The 14,387-nt window shown below is 60.4% G+C and carries 9 protein-coding genes; 3 read left to right on the forward strand and 6 right to left on the reverse strand.

The features are described 5' to 3' along the window. Positions 1-7: 7 nt before the first annotated feature. The 5 genes from IEY47_RS06930 to smc form a co-directional block, all read right to left on the reverse strand. Positions 8-934 (reverse strand): N-carbamoyl-D-amino-acid hydrolase, encoded by a 927-nt coding sequence (locus tag IEY47_RS06930; RefSeq protein ID WP_188982442.1) that lies wholly within the window; start codon positions 932-934, stop codon positions 8-10. 96 nt (positions 935-1,030) lie between these two features. Continuing rightward, positions 1,031-1,945: a LysR family transcriptional regulator gene (locus IEY47_RS06935; RefSeq protein ID WP_188982443.1), complete on the reverse strand. Its 915-nt coding sequence runs from the start codon at positions 1,943-1,945 to the stop codon at positions 1,031-1,033. A 512-nt stretch (positions 1,946-2,457) separates the two neighbouring features. Then, complete coding sequence (ligA, locus tag IEY47_RS06940; RefSeq protein ID WP_188982444.1) at positions 2,458-4,821, reverse strand: NAD-dependent DNA ligase LigA; 2,364 nt, start codon at positions 4,819-4,821, stop codon at positions 2,458-2,460. Positions 4,822-4,921: 100 nt separating this feature from the next. Then, complete coding sequence (gene zipA, locus IEY47_RS06945; protein WP_188982445.1) at positions 4,922-5,725, reverse strand: cell division protein ZipA; 804 nt, start codon at positions 5,723-5,725, stop codon at positions 4,922-4,924. Between the two features lie 165 nt (positions 5,726-5,890). Beyond that, on the reverse strand, positions 5,891-9,379 hold the full coding sequence (gene smc / locus IEY47_RS06950; RefSeq protein ID WP_188982446.1) for a chromosome segregation protein SMC: 3,489 nt from the start codon (positions 9,377-9,379) through the stop codon (positions 5,891-5,893). Between the two features lie 466 nt (positions 9,380-9,845). Between smc and guaD the strand changes: the two genes are divergently transcribed. The 3 genes from guaD (at position 9,846) to mnmH (ending at position 13,402) form a co-directional block, all read left to right on the forward strand. Further along, a complete protein-coding gene (gene guaD, locus IEY47_RS06955) occupies positions 9,846-11,165 on the forward strand; it encodes a guanine deaminase (protein ID WP_188982447.1) in 1,320 nt (439 codons plus the stop codon). Positions 11,166-11,267: 102 nt separating this feature from the next. Beyond that, positions 11,268-12,302, forward strand: a complete 1,035-nt coding sequence (selD, locus tag IEY47_RS06960; protein ID WP_188982448.1) for a selenide, water dikinase SelD — start codon at positions 11,268-11,270, stop codon at positions 12,300-12,302. Continuing rightward, positions 12,302-13,402, forward strand: coding sequence for a tRNA 2-selenouridine(34) synthase MnmH (gene mnmH / locus IEY47_RS06965; RefSeq protein ID WP_188982449.1), 1,101 nt, complete (start codon positions 12,302-12,304; stop codon positions 13,400-13,402). The genes selD and mnmH overlap by 1 nt, the downstream gene beginning before the upstream one ends. 196 nt (positions 13,403-13,598) lie before the next feature. On the opposite strand, the gene IEY47_RS06970 is transcribed toward mnmH, so the two are convergent. Then, entirely contained in the window at positions 13,599-14,330 is a 732-nt protein-coding gene (locus IEY47_RS06970) for a sulfite exporter TauE/SafE family protein (protein ID WP_188982450.1), read from the reverse strand. Positions 14,331-14,387 lie beyond the last annotated feature (57 nt).

Raw genomic sequence — 14,387 nt, forward strand, 5'->3', positions numbered from 1 at the left:
CAGTGGCTCAAGCCGGTCGCTCGGCGCCGGTCTGGCGAGTGATGATGCCGTAGTGCTCGATCCGGCGATGGCGTTTGAAGTCGAAGATGGTGGTCTTGCCGAAGGTACAAAGGTCCATGTCGCAACGATGGCTGATGAGTTCGTCGCCTTGGGTGTCCGCTTGCGCAACCACGAAGCCATTGGGGTCGATAATCACGGAGCCGCCCATCAGTGGAAAGCCGTCCTCGACCCCTGCCTTGGCCACGCCGACCACCCAGGTGGCGTTTTGATAGGCACCGGCCTGCATCACCAGCTGCGAATGGAAGAGTCGATGCGCTTCACCCTCGCCACGGTTCTGGGCATTGACCGAGGGGGTGTTGTAGCCGAGTGTCACCAATTCCACGCCTTGCAAGCCCATTACCCGGTAGGTCTCCGGCCAACGTCGATCGTTGCAGATGCACATCCCCATGACCGCCCCCTCGTTCTCCCAAGTGGGAAAACCCAGATCGCCCGGCTCGAAATAGCGCTTCTCGAGGTGCTGGAAGTCACGCTCTGGATCGAACTCGGCATGACCGGGCAGGTGAACCTTGCGGTATTTACCGACGATCGTTCCGGTGCGATCGGTCAGGATCGAGGTATTGAAATAACGGCCTTCAGGGGTGCGCTCGGCGTAGCCGAACGAGATCGCGATGCGGTGGGTACGGGCGAAATCGAACAACGGCTGGGTCGCGGCATTGGGCATTTCCTGCTCGAACCAAACATCGACTTCGGCTTGGTCTTCCATGTACCACCGCGGGAAGAACGTTGTCAGCGCCAGCTCGGGAAACACTACGAGCTCGCAACCGCGGTCTTTCGCCTGTTCCAACAAGGCAAGCATGCGTGCGACCACCGACTCTCGTGAGTCGTGTTTCTGGATGGCGCCAAGCTGCGCGCCGCCAATCATGATCTCTCTCATGCCTTTCCACCGCTATCGTCGTGTACGTGGGGACATTCTGGAAAAGGCTGCCGGTGTCTGTCGTATGCCAATTCGTGGGCCTTCCTTAACACGCGGTTATGGCACCGGTACGAGTGCATTACGGACGAGTGTGGCTTCGAGCGCCGCCACGAACGCACGGGTCAATTGAGCCAAGGGTTCCAAACCCAAATGGACGAGGCTCATGCGCAAGCGCTCGGTTTGCAGAAGGGGCAGCACCGCTACGGCCGACGTGTCCGACGCGCGCAGCGATATCTCATCCACCATCGAAAAGCCGGTGCCGTTCCGTACGAACGTGCACGCGTGGTAAGGCGAGTCGACCTCCAGCAGAGGGCGAAACGGTACGCCGATCCTTTCGAACGCCGGACGCATCAGACCGTAAAACGGCGTGCCCGGTGGGTAGCCAACCATGGGTGACGTCGCCAACATCGCCGGCAATCGATCACGTTCGATACTGGTCAACGGATCCTCGGCGGGACAGATGACGCGCAGACCGATTTCGCTGAGGGGGTCCACGACAAGGTTGGGATGATCGATCGGGAAAAGCGAGATACCCACGTCAGCTTGTCGATCGAGCAGCCGATCGCGTAACACCGTGTGGGGCAAACATTCGAGGTGGATACGCACTTCGGGGTGGCTTCGATGAAAGGCACCGATCGCTTCAGGCACCAGCCAGTGCCCCAAACTGGGGCTGCTCACGATGCGCAGCATGCCCTGCCGCTGCTGCACGATGTCGTAGAGCGTCGTATTGACCCGCTGAACATCCCGGTAGACGGACTCGACATCGTGAAACAACCGGCGGGCTTCGGGCGAAGGGAAGAGTCGCCCCTTGTGGCGCTCGAACAGCTGGAAACCAATGCGCGCTTCAGCATGCGACAGCATGCGGCTGACAGCAGGCTGGGAGATCAGCAATAACTTCGACGCCCCACTGATCGACCCCGCGATCATCACGGCACGGAAGACTTCGATTTGACGCAGATTGAGCGTCTGCATGCCACGCCCTCTTGCCATTAACAAAGGGTTCATGGCAAGCAAATAGGACGCCAGGGTGTTGGATGGCTTTTCAACGACGACGCGACACAGGCGGTCAGCCGCTCTATCGAGGTGGACGGTGGATTACGGCGCCGGGCAGCTAATCCACCCTACGCGCTCGCCCGAATGGCGGCCTGCTGTGCCGCTTTTGTAGGGACGGCGGGGCGGCCATCCGCTTTAGTCGCGAAGGCGAGCATCGCTCGCCCCGTTGTCAGCCTGTGACAGCGTGCCGAAGCCAGAACACAAAAGCGATCGCCAGCAAGCTAGCTCCTACAAAAGCCGGAATGAATCTCGCTGCTCATATCAGTCACAACGAGTGCATCCTATCCCTGTTGGGGGCGACTTTAGTCGCGAAGGCGAGTATCGCTCGCCCCGTTGTCAGCATGTGACAGCGTGCCGAAGCCAGAACACAAAAGCGATCGCCCGCAAGCTGGTCGCAGCCCGGCGGGCTCCTACAAATAGCAAGTGCAGAACTACGACATCGCATCCAGCGCTGCGATGAAGGCATTTTCATCCAGCACTTTCACCCCGAGCTCACTCGCTTTAGCCAGCTTGGACCCCGCGCCAGGGCCGGCCACGACGCAGTTTGTTTTCGCTGAGACCGATCCGGCAACCTTCGCGCCCAGCGCTTCAAGGCGCTCCTTGGCGACGTCGCGGCTCATCGCTTCCAAAGTGCCAGTAAGCACCCAGGTCTGCCCTGTCAGGGGCAATCCCTCGACCTTCTTGCGCTCGCTTTCCCAATGCATGCCGAATTCACGGAGCTGCGCTTCGATCGCTCTGGACTTGGCGCTGCGGTCCGGGTCTTCGAAGAATTCCCTTACCGCACGCTTGGCGCGCTCGTTAACGCCTTTCATGGCGCTGAGGTCGAGCCAGTCGGCCTCGATAAGGGCGTCGAGCGATTTGAAGCGTTCTGCCAGATTCTTTGCGCCGGTCACCGCCACATAGGGGATGTCGAGCTTGCCGAGAAAGCCAGCCAGGGTGGTACTGGCGGCATATTCCGGGTGGACGCCGCCTTCGTCCTGCAACGCGACGCCGCGCTCCAGTAATTGGCGGATAACGGTCTGGTTGTGCTCGTCGGAAAAGAAGCGGTGTATCTCATAGGCAACCTCATTGCCGACGTCCGGCAGATACGTCAGCACCTCCGGCAGGGCTCGCGATATACGCTCGAGATTACCCAGCGACCGTGCGAGCAGCTTGGCTGTCTCCTCCCCCACTTCGGGGATGCCCAACGCGTAGACGAAACGCGCCAGCGTGGGCTTACGACTGTTGTCGATGGACGCAAGCAGATTTTTCGTCGACAGGTCGGCAAACCCCTCGAGGTCGAACACCTGCTCGTAGGTCAGGGTGTAGAGGTCCGCGGGCGATCTCACCAACTCTCGGTCCACCAACTGCTCGACGATCTTGTCACCCAACCCATCGATATCCATGGCGCGGCGCGACACGAAGTGAATGATCGCCTGCTTGAGCTGCGCCTGGCAGGCAAGACGGCCGACACAGCGATAGATCGACCCTTCGCTGACGGTCTCACGTCCTTTGCTGCGTTTGATCAGCTGCGTGCGCTCGACGTCAGAACCGCAGACTGGGCATCGTTCGGGCACATGGACCTCGCGCGCATCGCTGGGTCGCCGATCCGCGATAACACCGAGGATCTGCGGGATAACATCGCCGGCACGCCGGACGATCACCGTATCGCCGATCATCACACCCAACCGCGCGACCTCGTCCATATTGTGCAGCGTTGCATTGGAGACCGTGACACCGGCGACCTGGACAGGTTGAAGACGTGCAACCGGCGTGATCGCCCCCGTGCGCCCAACCTGGAACTCGACATCCAGCAGCTCGGTGACCTCCTCGCGCGCGGGAAACTTATGTGCAATCGCCCAGCGTGGCTCACGCGCCCGAAATCCGAGCTCGCGTTGCTGGCCGATGTCATTGACCTTGAACACCACACCATCGATTTCGTAGGGGAGTTCATCCCGGCGCGCGCCGATATCCCGGTAATAGTCGAGGCATGCCTGGATATCGTTAGCCTTTTTCAACTCGCGGCTAATGGGGAGTCCCCATTTCTTCAGCGCCTGCAACAGATCGTAATGCGTCTTCGGCAGCTCGCCGTCGCTGCGACCAACACCGTATGAACAAAGCTCCAAGGGGCGGCTCGCCGTGATCTTCGAATCCAACTGGCGAAGGCTGCCAGCCGCTGCGTTGCGCGGGTTGGCGAAGGTCTTGCCGCCCAACTCCGCTTGGCGTGCATTAAGCTTCTCAAAACCGGCCTTGGACATGAATATCTCACCGCGCACTTCCAGCACTGGCGGCCATCCCGTGCCATGGAGCTTGAGTGGGATATTACGAATGGTACGGACGTTGGCGGTGATGTCCTCACCCGTGGTGCCATCGCCACGCGTCGCGCCGCGCACCAGTTGCCCATTCTCGTACAGCAGACTAACGGCAAGCCCGTCGAGCTTGGGTTCGCAGCTGTATTCGACCTTGCCGCCATCTCCGAACAGATCGCCAGCGGGTAGATCCAGGCCTTCACGTACCCGTCGCGCAAAATCGACGAGGTCCTGCTCCTCGAACGCGTTACCCAGACTCAGCATCGGCACTTCATGCTTTACCGTGCCGAACACCGTCAGCGCCTCACCACCGACCCGCTGCGTCGGCGATTCCGGCGTCACCAGCTGGGGATGCTCTTCTTCCAACGCACGTAACTCACGAAACAGCCGATCGTATTCCGCGTCTGGAACATTTGGCTCGTCCAGTACGTAATAGCGATAGTTGTGGTGTTCGATTTCGCTGCGTAATTCGGCGATACGCTCGGCGGCGGTCTGTGCGTCAGTCATGTTTTCCACTCTCACAAACAAAGAGAGCAGCCAAATGGGCTGCTCTCTCTATGACAGGTTCCGCACGCTAGAGGTCGCGGAACGGTACTTCGATGATCGATCAGCGTTTGAGCGTCAGGTTGCGGCGCTCGAACTCGACGATTCGCTGGCGGTAGTGCTCGATCGTCTGCGCGGTCAGTACGCTGCGTTGGTCGTCCTTCAGTTCACCGTTGAGTTCGCTAGACAGCTTGCGTGCCGCCGCCACCATGACATCGAACGCCTGCTTGGGATGGCGTGGGCCTGGCAGCCCGAGGAAGAAGCTCACTGCGCGAGTGCTGAACAGGTCGATGTCATCCAGATCGAACGTGCCTGGCTTCACACCGTTGGCCATGGAGAACAGAACTTCACCGTTGCCGGCCATGCTTTCGTGGCGATGGAAAATGTCCATCTTGCCGAAGCGCAAGCCGCTCTCGAGGATGTTCTGCAGCAACGCCGGTCCCTTGAAACCATCGGGATCACGCGAGACGACGTTGATCACCAGCACTTCTTCGAATGCGGCGTCTTCGTTGGCGTCGTGAGGTTCGTCCATCTCGGTCATCGGGATGTCGTCATGAACATCCAGGTCAAGATCGCGCTGCCGAGGTTCGGCCTTGCGCTTTTTGCTTGACGTTTCCTTGGCAGGCGCGCTGATGGCGAGATCGTCCTCATCACCGACGCTCGGCTCCTGCTGCGCGTCCGGAATGGTCCGCGCTGGCCCCAAGACCTCGGGGTCCGAGTCGTCGTCGGGCAAGTTCGAAAGATTACGGTCGAGCTTGAATTTGAGTTTTCCTCTGCTGCCCCGCATGCGGCGCCAGCCATCGAAGAGAATGCCAGCAATAACGATGATCCCGATGACGATCAGCCATTCGCGCAGACCGATTTCCATGAAGTCTCTCTACCCTTGACCTGAAAATAATGAAGGTGACGAAGAGCATCCTGCCCTTTGAAAAAGTGCGTTGCCCCGACCTCCCGTCGGTTGTGACATGCCGCACGTAAAAATTAGCGCCCTAAGCTATCACGACGAACGGCAATTTTGCACCGCTCTGTTGCATCAGGCTTCCGCTAACGCAACGGCCTCCTCGACATCGACCGCAACCAGCCTCGAGCAACCCGGCTCATGCATGGTCACGCCCATTAGTTGATCGGCCATTTCCATCGCGATTTTGTTGTGAGTGATATAGATGAATTGCACCTTCTCCGACATCTCTTTAACCAGTCGCGCATAGCGACCCACGTTCGCATCGTCCAGCGGTGCGTCGACCTCATCGAGCATGCAGAACGGTGCGGGATTGAGCTGAAAGATGGCAAAAACCAACGCCAGCGCGGTGAGCGCCTTTTCCCCGCCCGAAAGCAGATGAATGGTGCTGTTCTTCTTGCCCGGCGGGCGCGCCATGATTGCCACCCCGGTATCGAGTAGATCTTCGCCGGTTAGTTCCAGATAGGCGCTGCCGCCGCCAAATACCTTTGGAAACAAAGCTTGTAGGCCAGCGTTGATCTGCTCGAAGGTTTCCTTGAAGCGATTACGTGTTTCACGGTCGATCTTGCGGATCACGTTTTCCAGCGTTTCGAGGGCGTCGACTAAGTCTGCGTTTTGCGTGTCGAGGTAACGTTTGCGCTCGGATTGCTGCTGGTACTCGTCAATCGCGGCCAGGTTGATCGGGCCAAGCCTTGCGATACGCGCCGCGACACGCTCCAACGCCTCTTCCCAACCCGCCTCGGTCGCCCCGTCGGGCAGGGTGTCGATCACCCCTTGCAGATCGAAACCGTCGGTTTGCAATTGCTCGCGAAGGCCGGCGCGGCGAACGCTCACGCCTTGCCAGTCCAGCCGCTGCTGTTCCAGCTGGCTGCGCAGCAGGTGCGCTTGCTGTTCCGCGCTCGTGCGGCGTTTTTCCACGTCGCGCAGCTCGCGGTCGGCGTCTTCCATGGCCGTGCGGGCTTCGCGTAGTTCCTCTTCGACCGCCAGCCGACTCTCCAGGAGCGCTTCGAGCTTCATGCGCAGTTCTTCGAGCGGTGCCTCACCTTCTTCCAGGTTCAGCGTGAGCTGTTCACGGCGCTCGACCGCACGCTCGAATTGCGATTCAAGGCGCTCCAGCGCCTGTCGCGTCGAGTCATGCTGGGCGCGCAGCGAACTCTGCCTGACCGCCAGCGCGTTGAGCTGGTCCTTCTGTTGTCGCGCTTCTTGTCGAACCGAATCCAGACACTCACGCAACCGATCGCGCTCGCTCATCAGCTGCTCGCGCTTTTCGGTGTCGGAGGACATCGCATCCAATGCGTCCTGCAGCTGCAAACGCGCCTCGCCGAGTTGTTCGGTTTCCAATTCCCGCTGTTCGGCAAGCTCGACGACTTCCTCGTCCAAACGTCGCCGCCGTAAGGTCAGTTGTTCGACCTTCGCCTGTTGCGCGGACAGCTGCGCGTTCAATTCGGCCTGTTGACGGGCATCGGCCTGCGCCTGCCGGCGAAGCGCTTCCCGTGCCCCTTCCAGCTCGCGAATACGCTGGCTACCGTTCTCGACCTGTTCCCCGGCTGTTCGAAGGCGCACCTCGCAAGCCGCGCGTTCGTCTGCCAGCTGCTCAAGCTCCTGAGCACGCGCCAACAATCCCGACTCCGCCGCACTCGCGCGCTTCACGCGCAAGAAGTTGGGGCCGACCCAGTAACCGTCGCGACTGACAACTGTTTCCCCCGCGCGCAGGCTCGCCCGACGCGCAAGCGCATCATCCAGTGACTCGACGACGCTCACGTGGCTCAGCCAAGGCGATAGATCGATCTCACTTTCGACCTTCTCTAGCAGCGAGCCTGCCGTCGAGACAGCGGGTTGGCCCCGCCGCACCAGACGCAGATCGCCCTGATCGAAGCCACGCACCGCGACTTCATCGAACGACTCCACGATGACGGCTTGCAGATCGGCGGCCAGTACCGTTTCCACGGCGAGCTCCCAGCCCGATTCGACACGCAACCCTTCCGCCAGGCGCGGTTGATCTGCCAATTCATGCTCGGACAACCAGGCCGACACCCCGGCACCCGGGTCGAGTGCCGCTTGCTGCAAGGCTTCCAGCGAGGCGATCCGTCCGTTTAATCGTTGCAACTCGCCCTGAGCGTGCTGCTGGACGGTGCTCGCCCCCTGCAGTGCGTCGCGGGCCTGCTCGAGTGCGTCGGCAACCTCTGCTTCAGCCGCCTGGCCGTCTTCGAGCGTTATCTCGATTTCCGCAAGCGCTTCGTTCAATTCCTGGATAGCGGCGTCTTCCGGGTCCGCCGCAAGCAGCGCCAGCTCATCCTGCAAACGCCGCTCACGTTCGGTCGCGCGTTCAAGCGTTTGCTCCAATTGCAGGATCCGCGCTTGCTGCACTTCGGCAATACGACGCGGCTCCGCGCTTTGCTGCGTGAATGCATCCCAGCGCTCTTGCCAGTCGTGCATCGAGGCTTCGGCGTCTTCCAGCCCGATGGCCGATTCTTCGGCGGCGGCCTGGGCCAATTCGCTTTCCGGGGCGAGCATGTCCAGCTCTTCGGCAAGCGTCGCAAGCAGGGTGCGGTCATGGCCCAAATGTGATTCGGTTTCCAGACGGGCCTTTTCCGCTTCGCGCAGGTCGTCCTGCAACTGCCGCAGCCGCTGCTGACCGTGCTGAATACTTTGTTCGACCCGCGCGATATCGCCGCCGACCGAGTAGAAGCGCCCCTGCACGAGATTGAATCGTTCGGACAACGTATGGTGCCCATCGCGTAGTCGCTCGATCCCCGCGTCGGCGTTGCGCTGCTCCGCCACCAGCGCCTCCATCGCGACTTCCTGATCGCCAATCACCTTCTCGCGCTGAGTGGCGACTTCATCCAGCGCACGCCAGCGCAGTGCCGAAAGCTGCGCTTTGAGCTGGCGTTCTTCGGCTTTGTATTCCTGATACTTTTCAGCGGCCTGAGCCTGCCGGTGTAGCCGCTCGATTTGGCGTTCCAGTTCCTCGCGCAGGTCTTCCAGGCGGGCGAGGTTTTCCTGGGTCCGGCGGATACGGTTTTCAGTCTCACGGCGGCGCTCCTTGTACTTGGAGATACCGGCTGCTTCCTCGATGAAATTACGCAGGTCTTCCGGCTTGGCTTCGATGAGCTTGGAGATCATGCCCTGCTCGATGATCGAGTAGCTGCGCGGTCCAAGCCCGGTGCCGAGAAAGATGTCGGTGATATCGCGGCGGCGGCATTTCACGCCGTTCAGGAAATAAGTGTTCTGCGCATCACGCGTCACGCGGCGGCGGATAGATATCTCCGCATAGGCGGCGTACTCGCCAGTCAACGTGTTGTCAGAATTATCGAAGATCAGCTCAATGCTGGCCTGCGTCACGGGCTTGCGCGTATTCGAGCCGTTGAAGATAACGTCCGTCATGGACTCGCCGCGCAGGTTCTTCGCCGAGCTTTCGCCCATGACCCAACGCACGGCATCGATGATGTTCGACTTCCCACACCCGTTTGGGCCTACCACGGCGGCCATATTGCTGGGGAAATTGACCGTGGTCGGATCGACGAAGGACTTGAAGCCGGCGAGCTTGATGCTTTTCAGACGCATGCGGAGCGTTCACCTGGAGCAGGTATCAACGAATACGGCCAAAACACCAGCACGGCGAATGTCATCGGGGTCCTTGAATGGAAGCCCGCGCGGACGGGGCGTCAGCGGGCAAAGTGCGCAACGCGCGGGAGTTTAACAACGCGACCGCTTTCCTCCAATGCACGAGGCAGCGCTGCGCAACGCACAGTGAAAGAATCAACCATCAAAGGCAGGTTTCATTGACGCTCAGGAGACCGAATCCTACATTCGCCGATATTCGTGATGCCCGGCCATATCCAGCGCATTCCACAAGGGCGCGGCACTCGCATGTAGGAGCCCACTTGTGGGCGATTTGCGCCCGAATAGACGCCTACGCGTCTGATTGATCGATGATCGCCCACAAGCTGATCGCAGCCCGGTGGGCTCCTACAAAAAAAGCGTTATCCGTGCGCCCCGCCTTTCCACCGCTTCACCCATAGAGTTCACCATGCCTGTCAAAGCCTACCGCTCAGCCCTGATCCACAGTATCGCTAACCCGAGAGACGTCGGCAGCGATGCGTCCTATCGCTACTTCGAAGATGGGCTTTTGCTGGTTGAAGATGGGCATGTCGTCCGCGTGGGAGATGCGCAAGCACTGCTGCAAGATCTAAACGGCGTCGACATTACCGAATTTCCGAACGCGCTGATCACGCCTGGCTTCATCGATACTCACATCCACTACCCGCAGACCGGCATGATTGCCTCTTACGGCGCACAGTTGCTCGACTGGCTCAACACGTACACCTTCCCTGCCGAAGGCGCCTTTCATGACCGAGATCACGCAGCCAAGACAGCGAAGGTCTTTCTCGATGAGCTACTGCGTAACGGCACCACCACAGCGCTCGTGTTCGGCACGGTTCATCCGCAATCGGTCGATGCCTTCTTCGAAGCGGCCTTGGAACGCCGCCTGCGCATGATCGCGGGTAAGGTGCTGATGGATCGCAACGCGCCGGACTACCTTACCGACACCGCCGAATCAGGTGATGCCGAAAGCCGGGCGCTGATCGAGCGCTGGCACGGTAAAGGCCGACTGGCCTATGCCGTGACGCCACGTTTTGCGCCAACCAGCTCGCCTGAGCAGCTTGCCTTGGCCGGCACCTTGTTCCATGACTACCCCGGCTTATACATGCACACGCACCTTTCGGAAAATGTGCAGGAAATCGATTGGGTGAAAGCGCTTTTTCCCGAACGCAGTGGCTATCTCGACGTGTATGACCACCACAACCTGATCGGCCCTCGCGCCGTCTTCGCGCACGGCGTTCACTTGTGCGACGCCGAATGCGCGCGTCTTGGCGAAACAGGATCGGCGGTCGCCTTCTGCCCGACGTCCAACCTCTTCCTTGGCAGCGGACTTTTCGACCTTGAACAGGCCGAAACGCATGGCATTCGAGTCGGCCTGGGCACTGATGTAGGCGGCGGCACCAGCTTTTCACAACTCCGTTCGCTGAGCGAAGCCTACAAAGTGATGCAGCTTAAAGGTCAGAATCTGGACCCGTTCAAAGCGCTCTACCTCGCGACGTTGGGCAGCGCCCGCGCGCTGTATCTGGATGACCGCATCGGTAACTTCGAGGCGGGCAAGGAAGCGGATTTTATCGTGCTCGACTACCAGGCCACGCCTTTGCTCGGCTTCCGGCTGCAACACGCCCGAAGCATCGCCGAACGGCTGTTTGCACTGATCACACTGGGCGACGACCGCGTCATCAAGGCCACGTATGCCCTGGGCGAAAAAGTGCACGACCGGGACGACGGGCGTCCTGTATCGGCGTAGGCACTGCACCACCCCATACTCGTTACACATCGGGCCCGACTCGCTCGCCAGCACCAATACCCCTAGAATCCGCTCCCATCTGCAAATCGCGAGGTGCCTGCCATGAGTGAACCGATCCGCTTGACCCAGTACAGCCACGGTGCGGGATGCGGCTGCAAGATATCGCCGAAGGTGCTGGATACGATCCTGGCGGGCAGCGGTGCGCAGAACCTCGACCCGCGCCTCTGGGTCGGCAACGCGTCACGCGACGATGCGGCTGTCTATGCGCTGGACGAGACGCGTGGGGTGGTGTCCACCACCGATTTCTTCATGCCGATCGTCGATGATCCCTACGACTTCGGCCGCATCGCTGCCACGAATGCCATCAGTGATATCTACGCCATGGGCGGCGACCCATTGATGGCGATCGCAATTCTCGGCTGGCCAGTCAACGTACTGCCTCCGGAAGTGGCGCGCGAGGTCATTCGTGGCGGGCGCGCGGTCTGCGATGAGGCTGGAATCCCCCTCGCTGGCGGGCATTCCATCGATGCACCGGAACCCATCTTCGGCTTGGCCGTGACGGGCGTGGTGGACAAGCAAGCACTCAAGCGCAACGACACCGCTACCGTGGGTTGCGAGCTGTACCTCACCAAGCCGCTGGGCATCGGCATCCTGACCACCGCTGAGAAGAAAGCCAAATTGCGCCCGGAAGACGTTGGCGTCGCTCGAGATTGGATGTGCACGTTGAACAAGCCCGGAAGCCGCTTCGGCAAGCTCGAAGGCGTCAAAGCCATGACCGACGTCACCGGTTTCGGACTGCTTGGTCACCTGGTGGAGATGGCCGACGGCGCCGGCGTCACGGCGGAGCTTGACTACGCCTGCGTGCCGCGCTTGCCAGGTATCGATCACTACCTGGCCGAAGGCTGCGCGCCGGGCGGCACCGGACGTAATTTCGAAAGCTACGGCGAGCGTATCGCCCCGCTGAACGAGGCGCAGCGGCAGTTGCTGTGCGACCCGCAAACCAGTGGCGGTTTGCTCGTCGCGGTCGCGCCAGAGGGACGTGATGCGTTTCTGGCGTGTGCCCGTGAACTGGGTCTGGACCTATCGCCCATTGGCCGGATCGTCGACCGACAGCAGCACGCCGTCGAGGTCCGTTGATGCGCGCTGATATCGATCATTACCGTGAGCTCTTTTTGGGCGATGTGCCGTTGCTGGATACCCGAGCACCGGTCGAATTCGCCAAAGGCGCATTCCCCGAAGCTACCAACCTGCCACTCATGACCGACGTGGAGCGGCAAAAGGTGGGCACCTGCTACAAGCTTCATGGGCAGCAGGCGGCCATCGAACTGGGGCACTCGCTTGTCGCTGGCAAGCTCAAGGCCGCCCGTATCGAAGCCTGGGCGGCGTTCGCAAAGGCCAACCCGGATGGCTACATGTATTGCTTCCGTGGCGGGCTGCGTTCGCAGATTGCCCAGCAATGGCTGAAAACCGAAGCGGGTATCGAATACCCCCGCGTCGTTGGTGGCTACAAGGCCATGCGCACCTTCCTGGTGGATACGCTGGACGCAGCCGTCGCCGAGTGTGATTTCGTCGTCGTGGGTGGGATGACCGGCACCGGCAAGACCGATGTGCTGGCGCGATTGCCCAATGCTGTGGATCTGGAAGAGCACGCTAATCACCGGGGCTCTAGCTTCGGCAAGCGTGCCCTGCCCCAACCTGCGCAAATCGACTTTGAGAATCGCCTGGCGATCGACTTGCTGAAAAGGCGGGATGCTGGGCTCGGTCATTTCGTCTTGGAAGATGAAAGCCGCCTGATCGGTGCCTGTTCATTGCCGCTGTCGCTGCATCAAGGTATGCAGCAATTCCCGATGGTATGGCTGGAAGATTCGTTGGACGGTCGCGTTGAGCGCATCCTGCGGGACTATGTCGTCGATCTCCATGCGGAGTTCCAGGCGCTGCATGGTGAACAGGGTTTCGAGCGTTTTGCCGAACGCATGCTGCAAAGCCTGAAGAACATTCAGAAACGCCTGGGCGGCGAACGCCATCACCGCCTGCACGTCGCCATGCAGACGGCTCTGGATGAACAGAACCGCTCAGGGAATACCGATCTACACCGCACCTGGATCGCTGGCTTGTTGGAGGAGTACTACGATCCGATGTACGCCTATCAACGGGAGAGCAAAGCGGACCGCATCGAGTTTGCAGGCACGCAGGATGAGGTGGTCGAGTATCTCCGCGATCGTTCGGCGCGTAGGTAGGCAACGAGTCCCCCCGTATGCGGGCGGCTGAAGGGGGTAGTCACCCTTACGGATTTTGGGAAACGCGGGTAATAAAAGCGATCGCCAGCAAGCTGGCTCCTACATAAGCCAATACTCGGTTCTACGCATCTGTAGGATGCCAGCCGGGCTGCGACCAGCTTGCTGGCGATCGCTCTTGCTGCCTGCAAACGTAATTTCACCCGATAGCGCGAAAGAGCGAGTGCGCGCCCAATGCGATCAGCCCTAAGAAGAACACGCGGCGGAACAGGGTTTCACTGAGCCGACTACGCACCCATTGCCCTAGCCACATTCCCAAGAGCGCTGGAACAAGCATCAGGCATGACCATAGCGGGTCAAGCTGCTGCAACCCACCGTGCAGCCAGATGCCGACGCCGAGGGCGACCGTCGCTACCGTAAAAGAAAGGCCGAGCGCTTGGATGAGGTCTTCCTTGCGTAACCCGAGTGCCTGTAGATACGGCACCGCCGGGATGGCGAAAACCCCCGTTAGGCCAGTGACCAGCCCAGTCACGAACCCCATCACCGGTGAGAGAACGGTCTCTTTGCCCGGCGCAACGGAAAAGCGCACCGCCGAGAGCCCCAGAAGTCCGTAGAGAATCAGGATGGTACCCAGCACTGCCGGTATCCAACCGCTGCCGGACCCTACGAGCCATTGGCTCGTCAGCAATACGCCGATGAACAGGGCCACCATCATCGACCACAGGCGTTGGCATAGGGCCCATGGCGAGGGCCCAGCGAACAGTTGCCAGAGATTGGTCACCATCGATGGGATGAGCAGGAGCGCCGACGCCTCGACCGGGGTCATCGCCAGGACCAGCAAGCCGATGGCAATGGTGGGAAGCCCCATGCCTACCACGCCTTTCACTACGCCAGCTAACAGAAAGACACATAAGGCGAAGGCGGTGATCATTATCATTGTTCCTTATCGCGGAAGCCTCCCCAGCGCCTCAAATATGCGCGGCGACAG

Origin of the sequence: Pseudomonas matsuisoli, from assembly GCF_014647635.1 — a bacterium.
In the GTDB taxonomy this organism is placed as follows: domain Bacteria; phylum Pseudomonadota; class Gammaproteobacteria; order Pseudomonadales; family Pseudomonadaceae; genus Pseudomonas_P; species Pseudomonas_P matsuisoli.

Coding starts and splice junctions, on each gene's coding strand:
- zipA (WP_188982445.1), bottom strand. CDS start 5,725: ATGGAAATCGGTCTGCGCGAATGGCTGATCGTCATCGGGATCATCGTT.
- smc (WP_188982446.1), bottom strand. CDS start 9,379: ATGCGTCTGAAAAGCATCAAGCTCGCCGGCTTCAAGTCCTTCGTCGAT.
- guaD (WP_188982447.1), top strand. CDS start 9,846: ATGCCTGTCAAAGCCTACCGCTCAGCCCTGATCCACAGTATCGCTAAC.
- IEY47_RS06935 (WP_188982443.1), bottom strand. CDS start 1,945: ATGCAGACGCTCAATCTGCGTCAAATCGAAGTCTTCCGTGCCGTGATG.
- selD (WP_188982448.1), top strand. CDS start 11,268: ATGAGTGAACCGATCCGCTTGACCCAGTACAGCCACGGTGCGGGATGC.
- IEY47_RS06930 (WP_188982442.1), bottom strand. CDS start 934: ATGAGAGAGATCATGATTGGCGGCGCGCAGCTTGGCGCCATCCAGAAA.
- mnmH (WP_188982449.1), top strand. CDS start 12,302: ATGCGCGCTGATATCGATCATTACCGTGAGCTCTTTTTGGGCGATGTG.
- IEY47_RS06970 (WP_188982450.1), bottom strand. CDS start 14,330: ATGATCACCGCCTTCGCCTTATGTGTCTTTCTGTTAGCTGGCGTAGTG.
- ligA (WP_188982444.1), bottom strand. CDS start 4,821: ATGACTGACGCACAGACCGCCGCCGAGCGTATCGCCGAATTACGCAGC.